The following is a 25,728-nucleotide window of genomic DNA, read 5'->3' as shown; positions in this document are numbered from 1 at the left end:
TTCGGCTACCTCACGCCGGCCGAGACCAGACAGCGGCATCAACACGCCCTCGCGGCGTAACGAACGAGTGTCCAAGATCACGGGGAAACTTCACCCTAGAGTGGTGCGTGGGCCGTGACTGGCGCTGAGGTGGAGCACCACCGGGGAGCGGTCTGACGAATCGGTCGATGCCGTGCGCCTGGGCGAGTGGTCAGCGACGCCTGGAGGCGACCATGTCCCAGACACAGACAGCCCGGCTCATGGACGGCGTTGGCCTTGCCCGACGCATCGTTGAGGAGACGTCAAGCAAGGCGACAGAGCTTGTGCGACGTGTCGGCGTGACGCCTTGCCTCGCAACGGTGCTGGTAGGTGAGGATCCGGCTTCGGTGACGTACGTCCGGATGAAGCGGGCCCGTTGCGCGAAGGCGGGCATTGAGTCCCGGCTTGTCAGCCTGCCGGCCACCACTACAACCGCTGAGCTGGTGGAGACCCTCCAGTCCCTCTCGCGGGACGCCGGAGTGCACGGCATCTTGCTTCAGCACCCCGTAGGCCCTCACATCGATGAGCGGGCGGCATTCGAGGCCATCGCGCCGGAGAAGGACGTCGACGGGGTCACGATGAGCTCCTTCGGGGCGATGAGCTTCGGGCTGCCTGGATTCGCATCGTGCACCCCGGGCGGAATCATGCGGCTCTTGGACGAGTATGAGGTCGATCTTGCGGGTCAGCATGCCGTTGTCGTGGGTCGCAGTGCGATCCTCGGCAAGCCCGTCGGAATGCTCTTGCTCGCCCGGGACGCCACTGTCACCTACTGCCACTCCCGTACGACCGATCTGGCCGCGATCGTGCAGGAAGCGGACGTTGTTGTGGCGGCCGTGGGACGGCCTCGGCTTATTCGCGGCGAAGACGTCAAGCCGGGGGCTGTCGTGATCGATGCCGGATACAACCCTGGCAACGTGGGCGACGTCGACTTCGACACTGCCCGTACTCGTGCCCGCTTGATCACGCCGGTCCCCGGCGGGGTCGGACCCATGACCATCGCAGTCCTGCTGGCGCAGACGGTCGACGCGGCATCCATCCAGCTTGGGCTGGCCGGCTGATGAGGAGGGCACCCTTGATTTTGGCGTGGACGACAAGCGGCTAGCCTGCTGACCCGACCTTTTTGGTCCAGTTGGTGCGGGCTTTTTGCGGGTGAGCCGCCGGGTCATCGTGGTGATGAGTGCCCAGTTCAGGTGTGCTTCGGAGTGCTGGGGCAGTCGTTCTTAGTCGCGTGCGTTGCGGCGGGCGTTCATGCACCAGCCGATCGTCCGCTCGATTTTCCAACGGCGAGGCAGGACGACGAAGCCCTTGGTGCCCTTGGGCCGGGAGACGATGCGCAGGGTGAGCCAGAGGCGGTCGCGGGCCCAGTCCACGAGTTCGCCGGCGTAGCCGCGGTCGGCCCAGACCTGGGTGATCTGCGGCTGGGTGAGGCGCAGCCGCCAGAAGACGTCGCGGGCGGCGTCGCGGTCCCGCCGTGCCCGCCCGTACCGTCGGCAGACCGGCGTGGCCATGGGCGAACTCCGCGGCCGCCAGGAACCGTTCAGCGCCGAGGATGAAACCGTCTGCCTCCTGGTCGAGGGGCATTTCCTGATGACGCGGCAGGGGCGCCCGGCGACCGATCACCGTCATCGCCGCCTGTCGGTTCGGGGGACCGCACGGACAGCGGTTCTTCGCCGTCGTGGGTGCGCGCCAGGTCGCCCTTGTGCGCCGTTCGCGATGCGTACGTCGACTCGGTCGACGGGCGCCGTGGGGGCGTTGCGCGGGGTGACGTAGACGCCGTTGCTGCCGGTGCCGATGGTCATGACCGCGGCGATCGGGTCGGTTCGCGGTATTCCTCTTGGGGGCGCTCGGCTCGCCGCCGGTCTAGGAAGCCTCGGTAGGTCCGCACCAGTCGTCCTGGAAGACGGCTAATGGTGGAGTCGGGTATTGCAACTGCCTGAATACCCCGGGGCTCACCGGTCCTGTATGTCCGGCAAGTTGGTATCGGCGGCGGAATAGAGGAACTGCAGGAGCTTGCCGTATGCCTCGCTGTGCGCTCTATTCCCTTCTGTCCGGTGTTGCGTTGTTTCGGTTTCATTGTCAACCGCGTGCAGCCAGTCGAGGACTGCGCCGAAATACGGCGCCAAAGCGCCTGTTGCCGCTTGCGCGGCAGTGCCCATCTCGCTGGGTCCTTCCATGAAAACAATGTGCTGAAGGCGGTCGAGCTGGCGGTGCAGAGTTCGTGCTTCGTTCCAGAGGTGGCGGGCGGCTTGGCGGCGCTCTTCGCGTTCGTCGGGAGGGTCGCTTGCTTCGATGCCTCCAAGTTTGACGGTCGCTTCGCTCAGCGTTCCGTGTACTAGGTGACAGCTTTCGGCGAAGGCCAGGTAGGCACTCTTGCGAGATTCGCGAAGAGCACGAGTCCGTTCAGCATCTATCTGAAGGCGGGCTTGCCCTAACTGCGTCTCGGACTGGATCTTGGCCTGTTGCTCTGCCTTCCTTCCGGTGATCCAGGCGGATGTCGTAGCGCCGACCGCGCCGACCGCGGCGCCGATGACGCCACCGAGGAGTCCTGCAAGTCCTGCGTCCATGGCGTGATTCTGGTGGCCACGCGGTGCGCGTTGCCAGTGGGGGACGATTGTTGTGCCGGGCCATTCAGTCAGGTCGTTGGGGGCTTCTGCTGCTGACTAGTGTGATGCGCCCGAAATTCTGAGGGTTATTGCTTGGTTGTGTCGGTGGTGGTCCTGACCTTGGCGAGGTAGTCGGCGAGCGAGTTGAGGATCTCGTCGGCGGTCTTCACCCAGGTGAAGGGCCTCGGGTTCGCATTCCAGGTTTCGATCCAGTCGCGGATGTCGTTCTCCAGGGCCTGAACGGAGGTGTGGACGCCGCGGCGGATGAGCTTGTCGGTCAGCAGGCCGAACCACCGCTCGACCTGGTTGATCCAGGAGGAGCCGGTCGGCGTGAAGTGGACGTGGAAGCGCGGGTGCCGAGCAAGCCACCTCTGGATCTCGGGGGTCTTGTGGGTGACGTAGTTGTCACAGACCAAGTGCACGTCCAGCTCGGCCGGCACAGCCTTGTCTATCGCGATCAGGAACTTCTTGAACTCGATGGCGCGGTGGTGTCGGTGGAGTTGGCTGATGACGGTGCCGTCGGCGATGTTGAACGCGGCGAACAGGCTGGTGATGCCGTGCCGCAGGTAGTCGTGGGTGCGGTGCTCGGGCATGCCGGGCATCATCGGCAGCACCGGCTGCGAGCGGTCCAACGCCTGGATCTGGCTTTTCTCATCGACACATAGGACCACCGCCCGTTCGGGCGGGTTGTGGTAGAGCCCGACCACGTCCACGACCTTGTCGACGAACTGCGGGTCAGTGGACAGCTTGAAGGAGTCCTGCAGGTGCGGCTTGAGATCGAATTTCTTCCAGATCCGCCCGATGGTCGATTTCGACAGTCCCGTGCGCGCGGCCATCGAGGCCCTCGACCAGTGGGTGTCCTCACCCGGAGTGGACTCCAGTGTCGCGACGACCACGTCTTCGACCTGGTCGAGCAGGATCGAGGGCGGCCGGCCGGGCCTCGGCTCGTCGTGCAGTCCGTCCAGGCGCTTGGCGATGAACCGGGCCCGCCAACGCTCCACGGTCGACTCGTCGACCCCGAGATCGGCGGCTGCCTGCCGGTGTGTCCCGCCCTCCGCGCACCGCAGCACGATCTTTGCGCGCAGTGCGAGGTACTGCGCGGTCTTCGCTCGCCTCGCCCAGCGCACCAGTTGGTCCCGCTCGGCGTCGCTCAGGACCAGCTCCGCCTTCGGCCTGCCGATCCGGCCCGCGTCCTGCAGCCCGGCCAACCCCTCGGCCGCGAACTTCCGGCGCCACTTGCCCACCGTCTTGGCCTGAACGTCAACGAGCCGCCCCACGGCAGCATTGGACATCCCGTCAGCGCACGCCAGAATGATCCGGGCCCGCTCGGCAGCTCTCCGGTCCCGCGACCCGGCTCGACGCACCAACTCGGCACGCTCGTCCTCAGACAACGTGATCGACATGGGAGAAGGCCCCGGATACGACACGGCGAAAAGGGTAGCAACTTACCCGCATGATTTACGGCGCGGGACGCTAGATCGCGCAGGCCCGGACGAACGCGTCGGCAAGTTCGGCGGGGCGGGTGAAGAGGGCCTCGTGGCTGCCGGGGGTCTCGATCATCAGGGGGTTCTTCAGGCGCTGGGGGAACCGCTCGGCCCAGTGCCACTCGCCGGGGAGGGAGAGGTCCTCGGCGGACAGGACGTAGGCGGCGGGTATGTCGAGGGCCTGGAAGGCGCTCGTGTCGGGCTTCTCCGTGAACGTGCCGAGCGGCTGCGGCACGAGCAGGGAGTGGACGATCCGCTGGGTCTCCTCGTCGGCGTCCTGCATGAACGCCTGCTGGAACACCTCGAACGGGAACGTCACCCCGTTGTTGCCGGAGGCTGCCGCCACGGCGCGGAACATCTCGCCGTAGTGCGGCGGGCACGCGTCGATCAGGGACTCGCCGTCGTTCGGCACGAACGCGCTCCAGAAGACCAGCCGCCGCAGTCGGGAGGCGAACCGGGGTGCCGCGCCCACCAGGACGAAACCGCCCCAGCTGTGGCCGACCAGCGTGACGTCCTCCAGACCGGCCTGCTCGACGTACTCCACGAGGCTGTTCACGCAGTCGGTCAGGGTCACATCGGTCGGGTCGTCGTTCTCACCCAGTCCGGCCAGGGTGGGGGTGTGCACCTGGTGCCCGGCGGCCCGCAGTTCGTTCGCGACGGGGCGCCAGGCCCAGCCGCCGTGGCAGGCGCCGGTCACCAGGACGAAGGTCTCGCTCATATCGATCTCCCTTGATCGAGTAGTCACACATCGAGCAATCACATGAGGGGTCGCAACCAGCTGGAGACGGGTGGTCACAGCCAGTTCGGGATGTCCGGGAGTTCTCCCGTGACCTGCAAGGCTTCAGGGGTGCCCCGGCCGATGAGCCAGCCGGCCAGGGCGTACGGCGGCCCGGTGACCGTGGCACCGACGGCGCCGGCGCCCAGCGCGACGGTGCCGTGTCCGGCCGCGCTCAACTCGACGCCGATTCCGGGATCGACGCGGGCCGTCATCCACCCGGCCACATCGCCCACGAGGGCCCAGGCGAGGTCTGGCGGCAGAATGTCCATGCCGACGCCGACCCGCAGATCGACCAGGTGGATCCAGACCTCACGGGCCCTCAGCCACGGCACCTCGGAGGCCGGGATCTGTCGGCCCATCCCGCTGGTGACGGTGGCCGACCAGTCGTCGTCCGACAGCGCCTCGGCGGTTTTCCGGAAGCGCTCGGCGGATTCCCGTACGTCCGCACGCTGTTCGGCGAGCGGGCGGCCGGCACCGGCCTCGATGTCCGTCGTGCGCTGGTCCGGGGAGGCGTACATGGGGGTGGGGATTCCCGTGCGGGCCCAGGTCAGCAGGTTGACGAGGGCATCGGCGTTGCGGGCGAGGTGGGTGAGGAGGTGGCCGCGGGTCCAGCCGGGGAGGGCGGACGGTTCGGTGTCGGCGTGCGGCGGCAGTGCGTCGACCGCCTCCTGCAGCCGGACCTGGCCGTCGGCGATCCAGTCCAGCACTCTCACGGCTTGTCCTCGACGACCGTGTTCACGCACTCCCCGATGCCCTCGACGACCGTCCGCACGACCTGCCCCGGCTTCAGGAACACTTTGGGGTCGCGTGCCGCGCCCACCCCGCCGGGGGTGCCGGTGAGGATGAGGTCGCCCGGCTCCAGGGTCGTGAACGTGCTGATGTACGCGGCGATGTCCGCCGGAGTGAAGAGCAGGTCGGAGGTGCGGGAGCGCTGCATGACCTCGCCGTCGACCTCCAGCCGGATCTCCAGGTCGGCCGCGTCGTCGATCTCGTCGCCCGTCACCAGCCAGGGACCGGCCGGAGTGCTGGCCTCCCACGCCTTGCCCTGGAGCCACTGCGGGGTGCGCCACTGCCAGTCCCGCATGGAGATGTCGTTGACGACGGTGTAGCCGGCGATCGCGGCGGCCGCCTCCACCATGGTGGCCCGGCGGGGCAGCCGGGAGCCGATGACGAAACCGAGTTCGGCCTCCCAGTCCAGTTCCTCGGTCTCGCCCGGGTGGACGATGTCGTCGCGGGCGCCGAGCAGACAGTTGGCGAACTTGGCGAAGAGGGCGGGGTGCGAAGGCATCTCGCGGCCCATCTCCGCTATATGGGTGCGGTAGTTGTGGCCCACGCAGAAGATCTTCGCGGAGGTCGTGACGGCCGGGGCGAGGTCGAGGGCGGCCACTTCGTGCGCGGGACCGTCGGCGGCTGCCGCGTCCGTACGCCAGTCGGGGCGGCGCAGCAGGGTGGCGACGTCGGGGGCGCCGACCTCCACGGCCCGGTCGCCGTCGAGGCGGACGGCCACCGTGCCGTCGGCGGTGCGGATGGTGGCGAGCTTCATGAGGTCGTGCTCCCGGTGATGTCCGTACGGGCGAGGTCGAGCGCCTCGTAGAGGGGCGCGTCATTGAAGGTGAACAGGTCGAGCTGGGTGTCCGCCTTGATGATCAGGGCGCACCAGGAGGGGACGGCGATCAGGTCGCCGGCGGCCACTTCGATCACGTGGTCGTCCAGGGTGACCGTGCCGCTGCCGCGGAACACCTGCCAGACGGAGGAGCCGACGGTGCGGCGGGTGGCGGTGGTGGTGCCGGGGCGCAGCCGATGCATCTCGGTGCGCAGGCTGGCCAGGGCGTCGCGGCCGGTGGCGGGGTTGGTGAAGCGGATGCCCGCGTGGCCGGGCTCGATGACACCGGGGTGTCCTTCGTCCTCCAGCTCCAGCTGGGCGGTGAGGGCGTCGTCGGTGTCGGCCCAACGGTAGGCCATGAGCGGGGAGTTGGGGGTTTGGGGGGCCGCGATCGGGCGCAGTCCGGGGTGGCCCCACAGCCGTTCGTTGCGCGAGCGGGGCGGGGTCGAGCGGTCCGACACGCCGTCCTCCCCGAACTCGAAGAACCCGGCGTCGAGTCGGTGGACGAGCGGGATGTCGAGGCCGTCGAGCCAGACCATGGGCTCGTCGCCGACGTGGTGGTGGCCGTGCCAGTGCATCGACGGGGTGAGGAGGAGGTCGCCGGGGCGCATCTCGACCGCGTCGCCGTTGACGACCGTCCACACGCCCTCTCCCTCCAGGATGAACCGGAAGGCGCCCTGCGAGTGCCGGTGCGCGGGGGCGACCTCGCGCGGGCCCAGGTACTGGATCGCCGCCCACAGGTTGGGAGTCGCGTACGGCCGTCCGGGCAGGCCCGGGTTGGCGAGCGCGATCGCCCGGCGCTCACCGCCGCGCCCGACCGGAACGAGGTCGCCGGACTGGCGGGCCAGCGGCAGCAGCGTGTCCCACTGCCAGACGTGCGGTACGGCGTCGGGCTGAGGGGTCAGCGGCATCAGGTTGCCGATCTCCGTCCACAGCGGGATGAGCCCGGCCGCCGCGAAGCCGTCGTACAGCTTCCGCAGGTCGGGGTCGGTCTCGTCCGGGGCGATGACGGAGACGCTGGTCACCGGGTCAGTGGTCATCGGGGGTTCCTTCGGCGTCGAGGCGGCGCACGATGTCGGCGCGCAGGGCCTTCTTGTCGATCTTTCCGACCTTGGTGGCGATGAGTTCGGGGACGGTCACCAGCCGGTCCGGAAACTTGAAGTGGGCGGTGCCCGCGCGCTCCATGACGTGGTGGACGTCGTCGAGGGTGACCGTGTGTCCGGGTTCCGGTACGACGTAGAGGCAGACCCGCTCGCCGAGTTGGGCGTCCGGCATGGCCACGGCGGCGGCGCGGGCGACGCCGGGGGTCTGGTACGCGAAGTTCTCGATCTCCTCGGCGGAGATGTTCTCCCCGCCCCGGATGATCATGTCCTTGTCGCGTCCCTCGACGACGAGATTGCCGTCGGGCCGCAGTCGCACGATGTCACCGGTGCGGTACCAGCCGTCCTCGGTGAACGCGCGGGCGTTCTGCTCCTCGGCCCGGTAGTAGCCGCGCGGGGTGTACGGCCCCCGGGTGAGCAGCACACCAGGACTGTCGTCCGGGACCGGGTTGCCCAGCTCGTCCACGACGAGGAGCTCGTCGTCGTCGCACATGGGGCGGCCCTGCGTCGTACAGATGACGTCCTCGGAGTCGTCGAAGCGCGTGTAGTTGAGGAGGCCCTCGGCCATGCCGAACACCTGCTGGAGCGTGCAGCCCAGTTCGGGGCGGACACGGCGGGCGATGTGGTCGGCGAGGCGGGAGCCGCCGACCTGGAGCAGACGCAGCGAACTCAGGTCGTGCCCGGGGTTCTCCCGGTGGTGGTCCAGCCAGCGCTGGGCGATGGCCGGCACCAGGGCGCTCACGGTGACGCCCTCGCGCTCCACGATCGGGAACGCCTTGTCCGGGTTGGGCGAACCGAGGACGACCCGGCCGCCGTTCAGCAGGGTCCCGAGCAGGCCTGGGCAGGCGAGGGGGAAGTTGTGCCCGAGGGGCAGGGCGGCGAAGTAGACCGTGTCGGGACCCAGTTCGCAGACCTCAGCGCTGCGGCGGGCGTTGTAGAGGTAGTCGTCGTGCGTGCGGGCGATGAGCTTGGGCAGTCCGGTGGTGCCGCCGGAGAGCAGGAAGACGGCGATGGAGCGGCTGTCGGGCCGGTACGCGTCGACGGCGGCCCGGGCGTCCGGTGCGGCGGGCTCGGCGCACAGCTCCCGCAGGTCCACGGCGCTGTCACCGACCTTGTCGCCAAGGACCAGTACATGAGCGAGGGTTGACGAGAAGTCGGCGATCTCGAACGCCATCGACTGGTGGTCGTGGTCCCGCAGTGCGTCCGGCACCGCGATGGCCACGGCCTCGCTGTGCTCGACGAGATGGCCGATCTCGTGTCTGCGGTGGCCGGGCAGCGCCATCACGGGGATGGCACCGAGGCGCAGACACGCGTACGTGAGGATCACGAACTCGACCGTGTTGGGCAACTGCACCACGATCCGGTCGTCCGGGCGAAGGCCCAGCGTGGCCAGGCGCGACGCCGCGGCGTCCGCCCGCTCGGCGAGCTCCCGGTACGTCACCCTGCGGTCGCCGTCCACGACAGCGATCGCGTCGGGCGTCGCGTCGGCGGCGGCGTGCAACCGGTCGCCGAGGGCGACGCCCTCCCAGTGGCCCTTCGCGGTGTAGCGCTCGGCGTACTCCGCCGGCCAGGGCACAGCTCCTTCGCTGCTCGGCCTAGGCATGGTCCTTCTCCTTGGTGGGCGTGGGCACGATCACGGCGTCCAGGGCGATCAGCCCGTCGGCGGTGAGCCGCAGCGGGTTGATCTCGATCTCGGCGGTCTCCGTGCTCGCGGCCAGGGCGGCGGCGAGCGCGGCGACGACCCGTCCGAACGCGGCACGGTCCAGCACCGGTCCGCCCCGCCAGCCGTCGAGCAGGGCGCGGGCGGCCAGTTCGTCGGGCATCGTGGCGGCCTCGGTCACGGACAGGGGGGCGAGCCGGATCGCCACGTCGGCGAGCGCCTCGGCGGCCGTACCGCCCAGCCCCGCCAACACGACCGGCCCGAACACCTGGTCCCGCCGCACGCCGAGCACGAGGTCGACACCGGCCGGGGCCATCGCCTCCACCAGGTAGCGGCGGTCGGAGCCGATGGCGTCCAGCGCCGCGTCGAGCTCCTCGGGGGTGCGGACGCCCAGGTGGACTCCGCCGATCTCCGTCTTGTGCAGGATCGCGGCGTCGAGCACCTTGACGGCCACGGGGCCGCCGAATCGGCGCAGGGCCCGGTGAGCCTCTGTGCGGTTGTCGCAGGCGACGCGGTCGGGGGTGCGGATGCCGAGTCCGGCGAGGAAGGACTTGGCGGCGTCCTCGTCGAGGGGGCCGACGGGTACGGGTACGGGTACGGCAGTGACCGCCTCCGAGGCCAGGCCCGCCGTGTCCGACGAACCCCTGTCCACCTCGCCCCGCAGGGCCTGCCCCCGTGCGTCCGCGACCAGTGCCCGTACGGCGTTGGCGGCGGCCGCCGGTCCGGTGAGGGCGGGGATCCCGGCCTTGTGCAGCCGGGCCCGTTGTTCGGTCACGTCCTCGGGGAGGCCGCCGACGACCACCACCGCCGGGGCGTCGGCGCCGAGGCCGGCGTCCTGGGCGGCGGAGGCGAGGTCGACGCTGTCGGGCTCGGTCAGGGCGTAGACGGCGAGGAGGTCCACCGCCGGGTCGCCGGCCGTGGTGTCCAGGACTCGGGCGAACGTCTCGGCGGGGCGGCCGGTGTCGACCGGGTTGCGCTGGTACGTGAGCGGGGGCAGCAACTCGCTCAGCGCGTGCTGTGTGGTCGTGGTCAGCTCCGGTACGCGGATGCCGTCGGTGCCCGCCCGGTCCGCCAGAAGCAGCCCCGGACCGGCCTGGGCGGTCACGATGCCGAGCCCCGGGTCCGACAGCGGGCGCAACCGAATGCGGGACAGCGCGGTGAGCGCGTCCACCAGTTCTCGCTCGTCGTCCACGACGACGGCCCCGGCCTGACGCAACGCGGCCCGTGTCGTGCGCCAGGACGTGGCGAGCGCGCCGGTGTGCGACCGGGCGAAGTCACCGATGTCACTGCGGCCGACGACCAGCGCCACGACCGGCTTCGTCGCAGCCACCGTGCGCACGGCCGCCACCAGACGCGGTCCGTCCGGCACCGTCTCCAGGTGCAGGGCCACGGCCGTCGTACGGTCGTCCTCCGCGAGGTGCTCCAGGACATCCGCGGCGCTGACGTCGAGGCCCGCCCCCATGCCGACGCCGAGGCTGATGCCGTTCCCGGCGGCGACCAGGTCGAAGGAGAGCGCGTGGTTGACGCCGCCGCTGGCCGCGACCACGGCGATGTCCCCGGCCGGGAGTTGCCCGGCGGCCGGTACGAAGCTGGCGGTGAGGCCCAGGTGGGGCGCGAAGAAGCCGGAGGTGTTGGGACCGAGCAGCCGGACCCCGGTCTCCCGGGCCACGCGCCGCAGTTCGTCGGCGTACTCCTCGCCCTCGGGGCCCGCCTCGCCGAAGCCGCCGGCGCAGACCAGCGCGGCACGGCAGCCGGCGGCGGCCGCCTCGGCCAGGGCTTCCGCGCAGCCGGACGCGGGCACGCACAGGACGGCGAGGTCGAGCCGTCCGTCGGTGTGCGCGGCGGCTTCGGCGACGGAGGCGTACACGCCCTCGGCGGGGTCGGGACGGCGGGCGTTGACCAGGGCGCGGGCTCCGGGGAAGGGGGTGAGGGAGCGGGCCATGGCGGCGCCGAGCTTCCCGGCCTGCCGCGAGGCGCCGATCACGACGACGCCCTCGGGCGTCAGGAGCGGGGTCAGATCCGTGGTCATGCCTCGCCCCGCCCTTCCGCGGCGGAGGCGACCAGGTCGGCCCGCCCCGACAGCAGCAGCGTCTCCGCCCGGTCGTCGTCCATCGCGTCCTCCACGATCAGCGCGGGGACGCCGTACACCAGCCGGGCCTGCTCGGCGAGCAGGGAGCGGGTGAGCGGGGTGCCGTCCTGGACGGCGACGAGGTCCGGCGGTACGTCACCGATCAATGCGACGGCCAACTGCTCGTGCAGCGAGGGAAGTTCGGTCTCCGTGTCAGGCGCGGTGAGCCACAGGCAGCGGGAGTCCTCGCCGCGCAGTGCGGCGAGCTGGGCTGGGGTCAGTCGCCGGCCGTCGAAGTCCATGAACGGGGTGTCCAGGGGGGTGGATCCCTCGTGGGCGACGCGCCAGTCCCGTACGACCGTGTCGACGAACTCGGGGTCGCGGCGGGCGATCCGCTCCTTGCCGATGGAGCGGGAGATGAAGTGGAAGGCGAACTGGGTGGGTCGGAACGCGTCGTGGTAGCGCCCGAAGTTCTCCCACCAGGACAGGCTGGGCCGGGCGGCGCCCTGGATCTTCTCGACCGAGGGCCGGCGTACCGCCTCGTACGCCTGCAGGGCGGTCGGCAGGTCGTCGCGGTGGGTGAGGAGGCTGTCGGCGAGGGCGACGGCGTCCTCCATGGCCATCTTGGTGCCGGAGCCGACGGAGAAGTGCGCGGTGTGGGCGGCGTCACCGAGGAGGACGACGTTGCCGCTGTGCCAGCGGTGGGTGCGGCGGGTGCGGAAGTTGCCCCAGCGTGAGTTGTTGACCAGCAGCTGGTGGCCGTCGATCTGCTCGGCGAAGAGCTTCTCCAGGTAGTGCCTGGTCTTCTCGTCGCTCGGGCCCGGCGGCTGCGCGGTGTCGAACTCGTCGAGCCCCGCGCGCCGCCAGGACTCCTCGTCGGTCTCCACGATGAACGTGCTGACCTCGTCGCTGATCGGGTAGCCGTGCACGGCGAACGTGCCGTGCGGACCGTGCTCGTGGACGAAGGTCAGACCGTCGAAGAGGTAGTCCGTGCCGAACCAGATGAACTTGGCCGTCGCGACCTCCACCTCGGGCACGAGTACGTCGGCGAGCCGGTCGCGGAAGCGGGAATTGGCGCCGTCGGCGGCCACGATCAGGTCGTAGTCGGCCAGTTGGTCCGGGTCGGCGGGGATCTCGTGGCTGAACCGGAGGTCGACGCCGACCTCCTCGGCCCGGCGGTGCAGGAGCTGGAGCAGGGTCTTGCGGGTGATGGCGGCCATGCCGTTGCCGCCGCACCGGATGCGCTGTCCTTTGAGCCGCACCTCGATGTCGTCCCAGTGGCGGCCGTGGTCCGCGAGCGCGGTGCGCAGTACGGGGTCGGCCTCGTGGATGGCGGCCAGGGTCGCGTCGGAGAACACCACGCCGAAGCCGAAGGTGTCCTCCGGACGATTCCGTTCGAAGACCGTCACCTCGATCGACGGGTCGGCCTGCTTGATGAGCGCCGCGAAGAACAGCCCACCGGGGCCGCCTCCCACGCAAGCGATCCGAGAAACCATGGCCTCCGCCTTCACGTTCGAGTACAGGCCCAGACTCAGGCCCGCAGGCATCCTGTGTCAACAGATACACGGGCGTCAATATTTTGTCGCGCATTTCTCCCTCGCGATTCCAGGAAGCTGACTCATCCATGCGACGGCCGTGCGTGTGACATAGTCGTTTCCGTGAAGCCTCGATCGATTGTCTTCGACCTGTTCGGCGACTACGTCCGCTACCGCGGCGGTGCCGCCCGGATGCGCACGCTCAGCACGCTGATGGGCTGCTTCGGCGTCGGTGAGAGCACCGTGCGCGTGGTGCTCGCCAGGCTGCGCAAGGAGGGCTGGTTCGATGTCCGACGCGAGGGCCGGGAGACCGTCTACGCGCTCAACAAGCGCAGTCTCCAGCTCCTCGACGAGGGCCGTACCCGCATCTTCGACCGGGCGCCCGCCGACTGGGACCGGCACTGGTACATGGTCATCTACTCGGTGCCGGAGACCGAGCGCGGTGTGCGGGACCGCATCCGCAAGGAGCTCGCCTGGCTGGGCTTCGGCCCGCTGGCACCATCCACGTACGTCTCCCCGCGCGACCGGCTCCAGCAGGTCCGGGAGAAGTTCGCGGACGAGCCCGCCGTACGGCTGGACACACTGCGCTGTCAGTCCGGCGGCCTGCCCGTCGACCGGGAGATGGCGGCGCGGGGCTGGGACCTCGACGGGCTCAACGAGGACTACCGGGAATTGCTGCGCACGTATCGCGGGCGGATGGCCTCCTATCGGGCCGGGCATCTGAGTCCCGAGGAGGCCCTGGTGGAGCGGATGCGGCTGACGTACGACTACCGCCGGTTTCCGTTCCGCGACCCCGATCTACCGACCGAGTTGCTGCCGGCGGGGTGGGTGGGGCATGAGGCGTACGAGATGTTCATCGAGGCGCATGATGTGCTGGGACCCGCGGCAGAGGCGTACTACGACGAGGTGGTCGGCAGTCGCAGCCGATAGCTCCGCCAGGAGCTGACAGCGCCGTTGGATGTACCTCGCTCTGCCGGCGGGCGACTGCCGCCGCGTCGTGGCTGGTCGCGCAGTTCCCCGCGCCCCTTTCAGGGCGCGGTTGTCGGCCTACGTCAGATGACCCAGCTCGTGTGATGCCTCGGTCACCGTCGTCCGCAGTTCTCGGGTCACCTCGGCCACGTGGTCCGGAGTGCCCAGGCCCTCCGGGAGGACCACCGAGACGGCGAGCGGCAGCGGGTCGCCGGCCGCGAAGACGGGGGCGGCGATCGAGATGATGCCGGGGATGACGCTGCCGCGGGTCTCGGCGTACCCCTGTTCACGGACCTGTTCCCGGGTGGCCGCGAGGCGCTCGGCGGGCCATTCGGCCTCCTTGCCGCGCAGTTCTTCTCGGAGCACCTCGTCGGTGAGACTTTCGGGCAGGTGGGCCAGGAAGACCCGGCCGACCGATGAGGTGACCAGCGGCAGCATGGCGCCGACGCGCACGGTCAAGGGCAGTGGGCGGGTGCCGTACGCCCAGCTGACGACGATCGGGCCGCGGTCGCCCCAGACCGCGAGATTCACTGAGTGGCCGGTGCGGTCGCGGAGTCGCGTGGCGTGGCCGCCGGCCACCGCGACCTCGTTGGTGCGGCGCAGCGCCTCGGCGCCCATGCGGCGCATGGTGGCCCCGAAGTCGTAGAGGCCGGACGCGGCATCCTGCGAGGTCAGGCCGATGCGGCCGAGGCTGACGAGGTAGCGGTGCACCTTGCTGGGCTGCATGCCACTGGCCTGAGCGATGGCGGACAGGCTCAGCGCGCCGCCACCGCTCTCCAGGGCCAGCAGGACCCGCATCGCGGTCTCGACGGACTGGATGCCCTGCCGTTCCCCGTTGGTCCCGTTGCTCTCCTTGGGCTCAGTACTGGTCACGGCACAGCCCTCTCCCCTGCCTGCGGTTGAACGCGATCAGCCTATCGGCGCGACAAGCGGATCAGCGTCTTCAAACGGATCTGCATTCACTATTGCGGAACGCGTTACGTTCTGGTGAACTGCGCACCGGTGGCGCTCACACCGCCCCGGCTGCTCCCCCGTCGCACCGACGGCCCGCTCGCAGCCACCGTTGAGCCGCTTCTGTCAGCGCACACGCCAGCGCTCCCCAGTGCCCGGTCTCTCACATCCGACCCGCACCTCACCTCGCCGCCCCGGCGATTCCCCGAGGAGAACTCCGCAATGAAGCTGATCGGCCTCGAAGAGCACTTCGTGACCCCCGACCTGGTGGGCCATGGCGCGTCCACCGCCTCCATCGCCCAGCCCCAGGCGTGGGCCGAGGCTTCCCGCCGGCTCCTCGACCTCACCGAGGAACGCCTCGACGACATGGACGCGGCAGGCCTGGACATGCAGGTGCTGTCCCTGAACTCCCCCGGCCTCCAGGCGGAGAGGGACCCGGCCGCCGCCGTACGGCAGGCGATCACGGTCAACGACTTCCTGACCGGCGTCATCGCCGAGCACCCCGACCGCTTCTCCGGCTTCGCCGCCCTGCCGCTCCAGGACCCCAGGGCCGCCGCCGACGAGCTGGAGCGCGCGGTCACCCAACTGGGGCTGCGCGGTGCCCTCGTCAACGCGCACACCCACGGCCGGTACCTCGACGACCCCGAGCTGCGGGTCGTCTGGGAGCGCGCCGAGCACCTCGACGTGCCGCTCTATCTGCACCCGGCGAACGGCGTCGACACCGCGCACGTGCTGTCCGGCCACCCCGAACTCGTCGGGCCGATGTGGAGCTGGGGCATCGACACCGCCACCCACGTGCTGCGCCTGATCTTCGGCGGCGTCTTCGACGACTTCCCAAAGGCCAAGCTCCTGCTCGGCCACATGGGAGAGGGACTGCCCTTCGTGATGTGGCGCATGGACTCCCGCTGGGACTTCCACGCCCACCACGGCATCGAGCTCAAGCGCGGCCGTCCCTCGGAGTACCTCCGCGAGAACCTCTACATCACCACCAGCGGCGTCTGCTCCTCCGCGCCGCTGCTCACCGCGCTGCTCTCGATGGGCGCCGACCACATCCTCTTCGGCACCGACTACCCGTTCGAGGACATGGAGACGGCAACGAAGTTCCTGCGGGACGCGCCGATCAGCGACGCCGACCGGCAGAAGATCGGCCACCTCAACGCCGAGAAGCTGCTCGGCCTCGCCCCGACCCCGACCCCGGCACCCGCTTACGCCGGTGTCTGAGCACAGGGGGACCCACATGTACGACGTCGCCGTCATCGGGTACGGACCCGTGGGCATGGTCACGGCGGCACTGCTCGGTCGAGCAGGCCATGACGTGATCGTGCTGGAGCGCTACCCCACCCTCTACAACCTGCCGCGCGCCGCGATCTTCGACGACGAGACGATGCGGACGTTCGACCGCCTCGGCCTCTCCGAGATCCTGCTGCCCACGCTGCACGTCCAGCGGAACTACGAGTGGCGCAACGGCGCGGGCGAACTGCTCATCGAGCACGACTTCGCCGCCGTCGGCGGCCAGGGCTGGGCGGAGTGGTACATGATGTACCAGCCCTATCTGGAGGACGCCCTCGACGGCCTGGTCCGCGGTCTGGAGAACGTCCGGGTCCGAATGGACTCCCGGGTCACCGGACTCCACCACACCGATCAGGGTGTGGACATCCAGGTCGAGGGGGACGATGACGCCGTCTCCGCCCGGTACGTCGTGGCCTGCGACGGCGGCAACAGCTTCACCCGCACCTGGCTGGGCATCGGGCAGGAGGACCACGGCTTCTCGGAGCCGTGGATGGTCTGCGACTTCCGGCTGACCGAGGGCGGCGGGGCGGACATCCCCAAGGCCCGCCAGGTCTGCGACCCGAAGCAGCCGATCTCGATCATCTCGCTGGGCCCGAAGCACCACCGGTTCAGCTTCATGCTCGACTCCGAGGACTCCTTCTCCGTCGAGCGGGAGCCCGACCGGGTGTGGGCCCGGGTCGCCGCCTACGTCGACCGCTCTCAGGCCGAGCTGATCCGTGTCGCCACGTACACGTTCCGCTCGCTGGTCGCGCAGCGCTGGCGCAGTGGCCGGATCCTGTTGGCCGGGGACGCAGCTCACCAGATGCCGCCGTTCCTGGGGCAGGGCATGTGCTCGGGCATCCGGGACGCGCAGAACTTCGCGTTCAAGCTCGACGCCGTGCTGCGCGGCGCCGACGACGCGCTGCTCGACACGTACCAGAGCGAGCGTGAGCCGCATGTCCGGGCCATCATCGCCAAGGGCATCGAGCTGGGCCGGGTGCAGACCATGCGCGACCCGGCGGCCGCCGCCGAGCGCGACGCCCGGCTGATCGCACAGCGCGAGGCCAACGGGCGCCCGGAGAAGATGCGGTTCCCGGGACTCGGCCCGGGGCTGCACGACGCGTCCCCGCAGGCAGGGCATCTGATGCCGCACGGCCGGGTCGAGCACGACGGCGCCAAGGGGCTCTTCGACGCCGTACTCGGCCGGGGCTTCGTCCTCCTCGTCGACGGCCGCGACGGCACCTCGCTCAACGCCTCGGCCACAGCGGAGGCCGCTCGGCTCGGCGTCCGCGTCCACCACCTCACCGACCGTCGCCTCACCACGGAGGGGGTCACCGATGTCGGCGGCGTCTACGGGCGCTGGTTCGACGAGACCGGCCGTACCGCCGTCCTGTGGCGGCCCGACTTCCACATCCTCGGCACCGCGGACACCCTCTCCGGCGTCCCGGCGCTCCTGAAGACCCTTGCCAACGCAGTAGAGCCCATGCAGGCTCCTGCCACCGTCGGAGAAAGGATCCGGCCATGACCGCTCCCTCTGTCATACGCCCGCGAGTCAGCAGAGTGCCCGCGAACACCTTCATCCTGGTCGCCGCCTGGATCGTCTCCTCCCTTGAGGGCTACGATCTCGCCGTGTACGGCGTCACCGTCCCCTCCATCCTGGGTGATCCCTCGCTCGGCATCGACAAGGCCGAGGCGGGCACGATCGGCTCGCTCGTCGGCATCGGGATGCTGATCGGCGCGGCCTTCGCCGGAGCCCTCGTCCACCGCACCGGCCCGCGCCGGCTGCTGCTCGCCGGGACCACCCTGTTCACGCTCGGCATGGCGATCTGCACGGTCGCGGGTGGTGTCCCCTCCTTCGGCGCCGGACGCCTGATCGTCGGGCTCGGCCTGGGTGTCGTCCTGCCGACGATCAACGCGTACGTGGCCGACCTCAGCGACCCGAGCCGACGCAGCCGCAACGTCGCCCTGATCATGAGCGGTTACGCGGCCGGCGCCCTGCTCTCCCCGCTGCTCGGCACGGCTCTGCTCCCGGACGTCTCGTACCGGTGGCTGTATGTGATCGGTGTGCTCCCGGTGTTCCTGGCCGTCCCGCTCGTGCTCCGGCTGCCGGAGAGCCCGTTCCACCTGCGTCGTACCGGCCGCCCCGACCAGGCACGCGCGGTGGAGGAGCGGCTCGGGCTGGCGCCCGCGGCGGACGCTCCGACGACGGACCCTGGCCGCGGGCTGGGCCTCGGCTCGCTGCTGACCGGCGGACTCGCGGTCCCGACCGTCCTGTTCTGGGCCATGTCCTTCTGCGGACTGCTGCTGGTCTTCGGCATCAGCACCTGGCTGCCCAGCATCATGCAGGCCGCCGGCTTCTCCCTCGGCTCGGCGCTGCTGCAGACGGCGGCCATGTGGCTGGGTGTGGGCGTCGGGGCGATCGTCGGCGGCCGGATCGCGGACGCGCTCGGCGCCAAGCGGGTCGTGGTCGTCGCGTTCCTCGTCGGCACGGTCAGCCTGATCGCGATGAGCACGCGTCCGCCGACGGCCGTGATGTTCGTACTCATGTTCATCAGCGGCTTCGGGTTCATCGGTTCGCAGATCCTCGGCAACGCGTTCATCGTGACCCGCTACCCGGACGCCGTACGCGGCAACGGACTCGCCTGGGCCCTGTCCATCGGCCGGTTCGGCGCCATCGTCGGCCCGTCCCTGGGCGCGTTCGTCCTCAGCTCTGGAGCCGAGATCGAGTGGGCCTTCTACGCCTTCGCCGTCCCCGCCCTCGTCGGGGCCTTCGCGGCGGGTGCCGTGCCCCGGGCCCGGACGGTGGCCGCGTGACCGCTTCCGTGTTCTACGAGTCCTGGGGCCAGCGGGTCGTCTTCGGCTCCGGCACCGTACGGGACGACGTGGCGGCCGCGATCACCGGGCTCGGCGCAAGCCGGGTCCTGGTGATCACGGCCGACGGGGAGCGGGCCCTCGCCGAGAACATCTGCGAGGACCTCCCCGTCGTGGCGGTCTTCGGCGAGGTCCGCCCCCATGTCCCGGTCGAGGTCGCCGAGGCCGTACGCGCCGCCGCCCACCAGCACGAGGCCGACCTGCTGCTGAGCGTCGGCGGCGGCTCGACGACCGGCACCGCCAAGGCGGCGGCGCTCACCACCGGGCTCCCGATCCTCGCCGTCCCGACGACGTACGCCGGTTCCGAGGCGACCCCGGTCTGGGGCCTCACCGAGGACGGCCACAAGCGCACCGGCGTCGATCCGAAGGTACTCCCCCGGGTCGTCGTCTACGACGCCACGCTGATGCTGTCGCTGCCGACCCGGCTGTCGGTGACGTCAGGCCTCAACGCGCTCGCCCACTGCGTCGACGCGTGGTGGGCGCCCCGGCACAACCCGATCAGCTCCGCCCTGGCCGTGGAGGGCGTCCGGTCGCTGGCGTCCTCGCTGCCGCGCATCGTCGCGGACGGCCAGGACGTCGCGGCCCGGCGCGACATCCTCTTCGGCACCTATCTCGGAGCAGTCGCCTTCGCCGGGGCCGGCTCCGGACTGCACCACAAGGTGTGCCACGTCCTCGGCGGCGCGTACAACCTCGAACACGCCGCCCTGCACTCGGTGGTCCTGCCGCATGTGGTCGGCCTCAACCTGCCGGCCGCACCCGAGGCGGGGCGGTGGCTGGGAGCGGCGCTCGACGCACCCGCCGATCCCTTCGGGGCGCTCCTCGGCCTCTACGCGGACCTCCAACCTCCGCGTTCACTGGGCGAGTTGGGCCTCCCCGAGGAGGAACTCGACCGGGCCACCGACCTGGCCATGGCACAGGTACCGGACTCCAACCCGCGCCGGGTGACCCACGGCGAGATGCGCGCGCTGCTGGGGCGGGCGTGCCGTGGGGACACGCCGGTACAGGTCCCCCTCCTCCCTGGGACGGAGCCCCTGCGATGACCGAATCGATGACGGAGCGACAACTGACCGACCAGGTCGTCGCGAGTTTCGACTCCGCGAAGGACGACCGTTTCCGTGAGCTGATGCAGGCCCTCGTACGCCACGCGCACGCGTTCGTGCGCGAGACGCGGCTCACCGAGGACGAGTGGAACGAGGCGATCGGGTTCCTGACGGCGGCCGGTCACATCACGACCGACACCCGCCAGGAGTTCGTGCTGCTCTCGGACGTCCTCGGCATCTCGATGCTGACCGTCACGGTGAACGAACCGGGCGACGGCGAGGCCACCGAGTCCACGGTCCTCGGGCCGTTCTTCGTCCAGGACTCACCCGCGATCGAGCAAGGAGGAGACATCGCCGGCGGCGCGAGCGGCGAACCGTCCTGGGTCGACGGCCGGGTCACGGGGCCGGACGGCACCCCGGTCGCCGGGGCGCGCGTCGAGGTGTGGGAGGCCGACGACGACGGGATGTACGACGTCCAGTACGACAACGGCGCCGGGGCCGGTGATCTCGCCGGGCGCGCGCACCTGTTCACCGACGCCGAGGGCCGCTACCGGTTCTGGGGGCTCACCCCGACGCCGTATCCGATCCCGGACGACGGCCCCGTCGGCCGGCTGCTGGACCACGCCGGCCGCTCCCCGATGCGGGCGCCGCACCTGCACTTCAAGGTGACGGCCCCGGGCTTCCGCACGCTCATCACCCACATCTTCGTGGCGGGCGACGCCTGGCAGGAGCGGGACTCGGTGTTCGGGGTCAAGGAGTCACTCATCCGCCCGTTCGAGCGCCACGAGGCCGGGACACCGACGCCGGACGGGCGTCGGATCGACGGCACCTGGACCTCGGCGCGCTTCGACATCGTGCTGAGGAAGGAGCAGCCGGATGTCGACGTGAGGGATTGACGGCGTCGTGTGGGCGGTCACCATCGACAGCGGACTGCGGCGGAGGGCGTTGTCATGTTGTTGGGTACGTGATTGCCTGACGGCGTGTCGGGGCGTGATGGACCCCGGGTCCGGTCCTGTGTTCAGGCCGTGGTGGGCCGGCCAGCGGCGCCGGTGATCTGATCCCAGATGGCGAAGCGGACGGTCATCTCGGCTCGGTAGTGATGTGCGGGCATCAGGTGACGGTGGGGCCGGAAGTGCGGCGAGATGCCGGTGAACGCGGACAGAAACCGCTGCGCCCCGCCGACGGAGCGAAAGCCCTTCATCGCGCGTTCCCGCTGCCGCGTGCTGGTGGCTGTTCTCGGCCCGGTTGTTCAATCCCTTGTGACAGCGGTGCTCGACAGAGGGCATGACCTCGCGGTGGGCGGCGCGGTAGGAGCGCAGCTTGTCGGTGACCACCACCCGCGGCACCGCACGCGTCTTCTTCATCAGGTGGCGGAAGAACCGCTGGCGGCGGCCCTGTCCCGCCGGTTCTGCACGAGGATGTCGAGGACGTTGCCGCCGACGTCGACGGCTCGCCACAGATACTTCAGCTCGCCGTTGACCTTGATGCACACCTCGTCCAAATGCCATTTGTCCCCGGGCCGGGGCCGGCGGCTGCCCAGTCCGTTCGCATACGCCTGCCCAAACTTGGCGCACCAGCGGCGCACGGTCTCGTACCAGACGATGACGCCGCGCTGGAGCATCAGCTCCTCCACCTCGCGGAACGACAGCGGAAAGCGGAAGTACAGCCACACGCACTGGGAGATGACCTCGACCGGGTAGCGATGCCCCTTGTACGACGGCGACGCACTGTCCAGGGACGATCCTTCCCAGCGTGATCAACCCGGAGATCATCCCACCCGGTCAGCCAACGTGACAGCGCCCTATTCCCCCAGGCGGACCCCATGCTGTCGAGAGGCCGGCCCCAACCCCGCCGATCCTGGGCCCACTTGGACACCAGGTGACCGAACCGAGCAGTCCCGCACCGTCCTGGAGCGGTTCCCCGCCGGAGGCCCCCGGGGGTACACGGCCGGCGGAAGAGTACGCCGCCCGCCCAGCGCGCCCAGGGCGCTTCGGCTTGCGGACAGCGTCACGACCCCACGGCCGGTCACAACCTGCCGAGGGCCTTGGCCAGCGCCGTCGCGGTGGAGGCGATCACCTTGTCATCGTGCGGGATGTTGTTGGAGGTGCGGTTGGTGAACACCGCCAAGACCATCGGCGCGTTCGATCCAGGTGTCCAGACGATCGCCAGGTCATTGGCGGTGCCGTAGTTTCTCGCGCCGCCGGTGCCGGTCTTGTCGCCGACCGTCCAATCCTTGGGCAGTCCCGCCCGGATCCGATTGGCGCCGGTGAGGCTGCCCTTCAGCCAGCCGACCAGCCGCGCTCGGTCGCGGGGATCAAGGGTCTTGCCCGTGGTGAGCTCGGTGAAGGTCTGTGCGGCCGCTGCGGGGGTGGTGGTGTCGCGCTTCTCACCGGGCTTCCACTCGGTCAGCGTAGGCTCCGGTCGATCCAGGCGACTTGTCCGATCACCGGTCGTGTGGAAGAACTCGGTGAGTCCGCGCGGCCCGTTGATCTGCTTCAGCAACGTGTTGCCCGCGAAGCCGTCGGATTTGGTGATCCCGGCGCGGCACAGCTGTGCAGGCGTCATGCCGGTGTCGGTGTATTCGGTGGTCTCCGGGGAGTTCGCGGTCAGCTCGGCCATCTCGGCAGGCTTCCAGCGAACCACCCTGTCCATCAGCCCGGGGTCGCTGGTGCGCGCTTTGTGCAGCACTGCCGCGCACGCGAACACCTTGAACATGGAGTTGAACGGGAAGCGCTCGTCGGCCCGATAGCCGACCGTTCTACCGGTCCCAAGATCGATGCCCACGGCGCCGATACGCCCGTCGTAGGACTTCTCGAGCTCCTGCAGCGTCATGTTCAGGTCGGAGCCGGAGGGGGCGTTACTCCCCGTCCGGGCGGCGACGCCGGAGGTGGTCGCCTTGCCGGTGACGGCACTCGCCACATAAGTGAGGCCGCCCAGCAGCGCAGAAGCGGCTAATGTCGCGACCCCTAGTCGCAGTGGGAGATGTGGTGTCATGGCGAAAAGAAGATCAGAAACCATCGAGCGGTGTCCATGGATCATTCCGCCATGTCGATATGGATGGCGACAGTCGTCCCCAGCATGCCGGCACGTATGCGCTCGGTCGCCTCGCCGTCCTGATCGGCTTCGGCCGCCTGGCCCTCAAAATGGATCTCGCTGGCGAACGTCAGGGTGGGGCCTCACCCCCGAAGGACCCGCCCAGCGGCTGACGGAGCGGCCATTCGTCCGCGAGGACCCCTTCGGCCTGTGGCCGTACCACCTCCACGGCCTGATCCGCTCCGCCGTACGCACCGCCTCCTACCTCACCCGCCTCGCAGCCGCTACCACCTCTCCCCCGCCCACCTCCTCGACGGCCTGCACATCACCGCCACTGGCACCCCCGCCGGTCCTCGCCACCGCCATCCTCGACCGCCTCCTGCACCACTGCGAGGTGATCTCCATCAACGGCCCCAGCTACCGGCTCAAGAACCGGCTCAAGGCCATCGAGCGCGACACCGACGTCGCGTGACCGATTACGCCGACCAGGAGCTCAGGCCGCTGCCCACGACTCATTGCGCCAGCCCGGCAGTTCCTTGTTCAGCCATTCCTCGACGGTCCGCCGCCAAGGGTCGGCGGAGTCACTGTTGACGACATCGGCCCAGGTGTCCGCGGCAAACTCCGGGTCGACGGCGAGGCTGTCGAGGTAGGCGTCGAAGTCGTCAGCGACTTTGGTGAAGACACCCTTCGGCAGGTATCCAGGGTGAGGGATGCCATGCACGAAGGCATGGAGCTGGCCGTGGGTGGCCGGGTTCAGGTCCAAGAACAGGGTGTCACTGCCGCCGTTGCGAGCGATCGGGAGAAGGCCGACCAGTGAGACCTCGCCAGCGAGCCACCCGTCACGGCTGCGGCGATACTCGCCAAGCAAGGTGCCCCAACCGTATCCGCCATCGCCGTCACGGCCGAGTTGGTAAAGGTCGTCGAAGCTCTGAACGGGCTCCGGTTCACAGGCTGGCAAACGGACCGAGTAGGTGAGGCTCTCCCCGCCAGCCGCTTCTAGGAACGAACGATACGAAGACGGCAGCGGTAGTTCGATCTCCCGTTCGAGTTCTTCAAGCTCGGCGACGTCGAACGGCCTGAACGGACCCACTACCAGGCGGCCCCGATACCAGCGCGACAGTTCCTCAGACACGGCCAGATTGTCGCACCATGCAGTATCCCGAGGCCCTCCCAGTCCCGCGTTGCTGGAGGGCGAGATCCTCTTCCTGAGCCTGCAGCTGGCGCAGCACGGAGTCGATCCGGTCATCACTGAACTGGCCGTCCAGTAGCGCTTTCTCCGGGCTGCGCGGATCGGTGAGTACGTCGGCGAGCGCCAAGCCGTCCCCGATCGGGCAGCTCAGCAAGGCGACGCGCTTGCCACGGATCCTGCGTTCCCACAGCGGCTGCAGTTGCTCGTGCTCGCTGTGGCAGTGCCGCCGCAGCAGGTCAGTGACGACCGAGTCATCGGCAATGCCGGTGCCGAGCTGGCCGACCCATCCGCCCAGCAGGGCCATCTCCACTGCTTCGCGCCAGCGTTCCGGGTGCTCTAGGCCCAGCCAGGTCCGGCTGAAGTCGTTCACGGTCTCCGTGTTGCCCTCGATGGCGGCGTTGCGCGCGATCAGGGCAGCCAGCAGAGCCTCACGGGTCAGCAGGGGCAGCGGGAACCAGCTGGACTCGGCCAACTTCATCAGGACAATGCTGAGAATGGCACGGGCCAGACTCAGCCCGGCCCTCCTGTGGATCGCATGCGTGCACCGGCGACCGGCGGCGTCGCAGGCGCAGGGGACAATCTCGATTTGGTGGAACCACTGTGCGACGTTCTCGATCGCATGTAGGGCGAGGCGGGTGGCTTCGGTGAACGAGGCGACCGGCTCATCGACGCCCTCGTCTTCACCATTGGCGGAATAGGACCAGTCCAAGTCCAGATCAGGCTGCCACGTGTTTGCCTGCCACTCCGCGTACATGGCCAGTGCAGGCAGCGACCCTGCGGGCACGTTGACGTTCAGTGTCACGCTCACGATGACCCTGGGTACGCCGTCCTCGCCTCGGACGACCTTTCCGTCCATGTTCTCCGGGCGGTGCGGGCGGAGTGTGCTGACGAACTCGCCGGCGACCAGTCGGGGTGGCATGCGGTTCTCCTTGAGGGTGGGTGAAACGAGGCCTTCTACCCCCTAGGCGCAGCAGCACGGCGTTTCGGCAAAGTTTCTCTGCTTCCCATCCTGTGGCCTACGTCGCATCGGATAACCAGCCATATCTCAGGCAGCAAAACGGACATGATCGCCCCTCAGAGCAGAGTGGTCATGGCGCTGGAACACGCGGACGTCGTCGACGGGGAACTGCTGCCTGCGGCCCCGGCAGCCGAGCCCGTAGCGGACGTCGGCTACGACGCGGCGACGGCCGCGGTGCTCGCCGCGCTCGGTCACCGTGCCGAGGAGCACAGAGAGCGCCGACACGCGCCCGGTGTGGTGCTGGCTCGCTTGGAAGGAGGCTGCGGGCCTCACCGAGGGGCCGACCTTCCTCCCCGTCGACCAGACGGGCCGCCTCCGCGACCACCGCCTCGGTCCGGATGGCTGCCGACTGGCCATCACCCGCGCCGCAGGACGGGCTGGCCTCAACGTGAATCTCACCGACCACACAGCAAGCCGCTGACCAGCACAACCCACATCAGCCCTTTAGTACTCCAGCTGTAGATCTTGATCTTGGCCTGTGGGCGGACAGCATCTCCGGTCGGTAGGTCGGCTTCTGCTGGCCGCTGGCAGGTAGACCG

General features: G+C 69.7%; 22 protein-coding genes, 2 pseudogenes and 1 riboswitch. Of the genes and pseudogenes, 8 read left to right on the top strand and 16 right to left on the bottom strand.

Translation table 11 applies throughout. The features are described 5' to 3' along the window. Positions 1 to 104: 104 nt before the first annotated feature. Positions 105 to 191: riboswitch (ZMP/ZTP riboswitch) on the top strand. 21 nt (positions 192 to 212) lie between these two features. Next, positions 213 to 1,076: a tetrahydrofolate dehydrogenase/cyclohydrolase catalytic domain-containing protein gene (locus tag ACFY9I_RS41200; RefSeq protein WP_391012315.1), complete on the top strand. Its 864-nt coding sequence runs from the start codon at positions 213 to 215 to the stop codon at positions 1,074 to 1,076. Between the two features lie 162 nt (positions 1,077 to 1,238). Here the strand turns inward: ACFY9I_RS41200 and ACFY9I_RS41195 are convergent, their stop codons facing one another. The 10 genes from ACFY9I_RS41195 to ACFY9I_RS41150 form a co-directional block, all read right to left on the bottom strand. Then, positions 1,239 to 1,526: a transposase gene (locus ACFY9I_RS41195; RefSeq protein ID WP_391012312.1), complete on the bottom strand. Its 288-nt coding sequence runs from the start codon at positions 1,524 to 1,526 to the stop codon at positions 1,239 to 1,241. A gap of 441 nt (positions 1,527 to 1,967) precedes the next feature. After that, positions 1,968 to 2,582 (bottom strand): hypothetical protein, encoded by a 615-nt coding sequence (locus tag ACFY9I_RS41190; protein WP_391012310.1) that lies wholly within the window; start codon positions 2,580 to 2,582, stop codon positions 1,968 to 1,970. A 125-nt stretch (positions 2,583 to 2,707) separates the two neighbouring features. Continuing rightward, on the bottom strand, positions 2,708 to 4,024 hold the full coding sequence (locus tag ACFY9I_RS41185) for an IS630 family transposase (RefSeq protein ID WP_391012308.1): 1,317 nt from the start codon (positions 4,022 to 4,024) through the stop codon (positions 2,708 to 2,710). Positions 4,025 to 4,094: 70 nt separating this feature from the next. Next, complete coding sequence (locus tag ACFY9I_RS41180) at positions 4,095 to 4,823, bottom strand: alpha/beta fold hydrolase (protein ID WP_391012305.1); 729 nt, start codon at positions 4,821 to 4,823, stop codon at positions 4,095 to 4,097. A gap of 74 nt (positions 4,824 to 4,897) precedes the next feature. Then, positions 4,898 to 5,596 carry a maleylpyruvate isomerase family mycothiol-dependent enzyme gene (locus ACFY9I_RS41175; protein ID WP_391012302.1) on the bottom strand — a complete coding sequence of 233 codons (699 nt, stop codon included), beginning with the start codon at positions 5,594 to 5,596 and terminating at the stop codon, positions 4,898 to 4,900. Then, on the bottom strand, positions 5,593 to 6,426 hold the full coding sequence (locus tag ACFY9I_RS41170; RefSeq protein ID WP_391012299.1) for a fumarylacetoacetate hydrolase family protein: 834 nt from the start codon (positions 6,424 to 6,426) through the stop codon (positions 5,593 to 5,595). The genes ACFY9I_RS41175 and ACFY9I_RS41170 overlap by 4 nt, the downstream gene beginning before the upstream one ends. After that, on the bottom strand, positions 6,423 to 7,526 hold the full coding sequence (locus ACFY9I_RS41165; RefSeq protein WP_391012296.1) for a cupin domain-containing protein: 1,104 nt from the start codon (positions 7,524 to 7,526) through the stop codon (positions 6,423 to 6,425). The genes ACFY9I_RS41170 and ACFY9I_RS41165 overlap by 4 nt, the downstream gene beginning before the upstream one ends. Then, positions 7,516 to 9,189, bottom strand: coding sequence for an AMP-binding protein (locus ACFY9I_RS41160; RefSeq protein WP_391012294.1), 1,674 nt, complete (start codon positions 9,187 to 9,189; stop codon positions 7,516 to 7,518). Before ACFY9I_RS41160 ends, ACFY9I_RS41165 begins: the two co-directional genes overlap by 11 nt. Then, positions 9,182 to 11,275: an acetate--CoA ligase family protein gene (locus tag ACFY9I_RS41155; RefSeq protein WP_391012291.1), complete on the bottom strand. Its 2,094-nt coding sequence runs from the start codon at positions 11,273 to 11,275 to the stop codon at positions 9,182 to 9,184. Before ACFY9I_RS41155 ends, ACFY9I_RS41160 begins: the two co-directional genes overlap by 8 nt. After that, positions 11,272 to 12,810, bottom strand: coding sequence for an FAD-dependent monooxygenase (locus tag ACFY9I_RS41150; protein ID WP_391012289.1), 1,539 nt, complete (start codon positions 12,808 to 12,810; stop codon positions 11,272 to 11,274). The genes ACFY9I_RS41155 and ACFY9I_RS41150 overlap by 4 nt, the downstream gene beginning before the upstream one ends. 162 nt (positions 12,811 to 12,972) lie before the next feature. Between ACFY9I_RS41150 and ACFY9I_RS41145 the strand changes: the two genes are divergently transcribed. Continuing rightward, positions 12,973 to 13,779 carry a PaaX family transcriptional regulator C-terminal domain-containing protein gene (locus ACFY9I_RS41145; protein ID WP_391012287.1) on the top strand — a complete coding sequence of 269 codons (807 nt, stop codon included), beginning with the start codon at positions 12,973 to 12,975 and terminating at the stop codon, positions 13,777 to 13,779. A 117-nt stretch (positions 13,780 to 13,896) separates the two neighbouring features. Here ACFY9I_RS41145 and ACFY9I_RS41140 read toward each other — a convergent pair whose 3' ends face one another. Further along, positions 13,897 to 14,691 (bottom strand): IclR family transcriptional regulator C-terminal domain-containing protein, encoded by a 795-nt coding sequence (locus tag ACFY9I_RS41140; RefSeq protein ID WP_391012284.1) that lies wholly within the window; start codon positions 14,689 to 14,691, stop codon positions 13,897 to 13,899. 300 nt (positions 14,692 to 14,991) lie between these two features. Between ACFY9I_RS41140 and ACFY9I_RS41135 the strand changes: the two genes are divergently transcribed. Genes ACFY9I_RS41135 through ACFY9I_RS41115 form a run of 5 tightly spaced genes read left to right on the top strand, consistent with a single transcriptional unit; the run spans position 14,992 to position 20,845 of the window. Continuing rightward, a complete protein-coding gene (locus tag ACFY9I_RS41135) occupies positions 14,992 to 15,990 on the top strand; it encodes an amidohydrolase family protein (RefSeq protein WP_391012281.1) in 999 nt (332 codons plus the stop codon). Between the two features lie 16 nt (positions 15,991 to 16,006). Continuing rightward, entirely contained in the window at positions 16,007 to 17,563 is a 1,557-nt protein-coding gene (locus ACFY9I_RS41130) for a bifunctional 3-(3-hydroxy-phenyl)propionate/3-hydroxycinnamic acid hydroxylase (protein WP_391012278.1), read from the top strand. Then, positions 17,560 to 18,852 (top strand): MFS transporter, encoded by a 1,293-nt coding sequence (locus tag ACFY9I_RS41125; protein ID WP_391012276.1) that lies wholly within the window; start codon positions 17,560 to 17,562, stop codon positions 18,850 to 18,852. Before ACFY9I_RS41130 ends, ACFY9I_RS41125 begins: the two co-directional genes overlap by 4 nt. Further along, a complete protein-coding gene (locus ACFY9I_RS41120) occupies positions 18,849 to 19,949 on the top strand; it encodes an iron-containing alcohol dehydrogenase (protein WP_391012273.1) in 1,101 nt (366 codons plus the stop codon). The genes ACFY9I_RS41125 and ACFY9I_RS41120 overlap by 4 nt, the downstream gene beginning before the upstream one ends. Beyond that, entirely contained in the window at positions 19,946 to 20,845 is a 900-nt protein-coding gene (locus ACFY9I_RS41115) for a dioxygenase (RefSeq protein ID WP_391012270.1), read from the top strand. The genes ACFY9I_RS41120 and ACFY9I_RS41115 overlap by 4 nt, the downstream gene beginning before the upstream one ends. A 122-nt stretch (positions 20,846 to 20,967) precedes the next feature. Here the strand turns inward: ACFY9I_RS41115 and ACFY9I_RS41110 are convergent. Both ACFY9I_RS41110 and bla read right to left on the bottom strand, forming a co-directional pair. After that, positions 20,968 to 21,684, bottom strand: a pseudogene (locus ACFY9I_RS41110) (IS6 family transposase). A 290-nt stretch (positions 21,685 to 21,974) separates the two neighbouring features. Further along, positions 21,975 to 22,967, bottom strand: coding sequence for a class A beta-lactamase (bla, locus tag ACFY9I_RS41105; RefSeq protein ID WP_391012267.1), 993 nt, complete (start codon positions 22,965 to 22,967; stop codon positions 21,975 to 21,977). 364 nt (positions 22,968 to 23,331) lie between these two features. Between bla and ACFY9I_RS41100 the strand changes: the two are divergent. After that, a pseudogene (locus ACFY9I_RS41100) lies at positions 23,332 to 23,454 on the top strand (ATP-binding protein); the annotation flags it as partial. A 21-nt stretch (positions 23,455 to 23,475) separates the two neighbouring features. On the opposite strand, the gene ACFY9I_RS41095 reads toward ACFY9I_RS41100, so the two are convergent. The 3 genes from ACFY9I_RS41095 to ACFY9I_RS41085 all read right to left on the bottom strand — a co-directional run bounded on the left by ACFY9I_RS41095 (position 23,476) and on the right by ACFY9I_RS41085 (position 25,414). Continuing rightward, positions 23,476 to 24,114, bottom strand: a complete 639-nt coding sequence (locus ACFY9I_RS41095; RefSeq protein ID WP_391012264.1) for an SMI1/KNR4 family protein — start codon at positions 24,112 to 24,114, stop codon at positions 23,476 to 23,478. Beyond that, on the bottom strand, positions 24,107 to 25,090 hold the full coding sequence (locus ACFY9I_RS41090; RefSeq protein ID WP_391012261.1) for a hypothetical protein: 984 nt from the start codon (positions 25,088 to 25,090) through the stop codon (positions 24,107 to 24,109). Before ACFY9I_RS41090 ends, ACFY9I_RS41095 begins: the two co-directional genes overlap by 8 nt. Before the next feature lie 126 nt (positions 25,091 to 25,216). Then, entirely contained in the window at positions 25,217 to 25,414 is a 198-nt protein-coding gene (locus ACFY9I_RS41085; RefSeq protein WP_391012258.1) for a hypothetical protein, read from the bottom strand. Positions 25,415 to 25,728: the final 314 nt, after the last annotated feature.

Source organism: Streptomyces sp. NPDC012510, assembly GCF_042955065.1.
In the GTDB taxonomy this organism is placed as follows: domain Bacteria; phylum Actinomycetota; class Actinomycetes; order Streptomycetales; family Streptomycetaceae; genus Streptomyces.
This window is presented reverse-complemented; position numbering and strand designations above follow the sequence as displayed.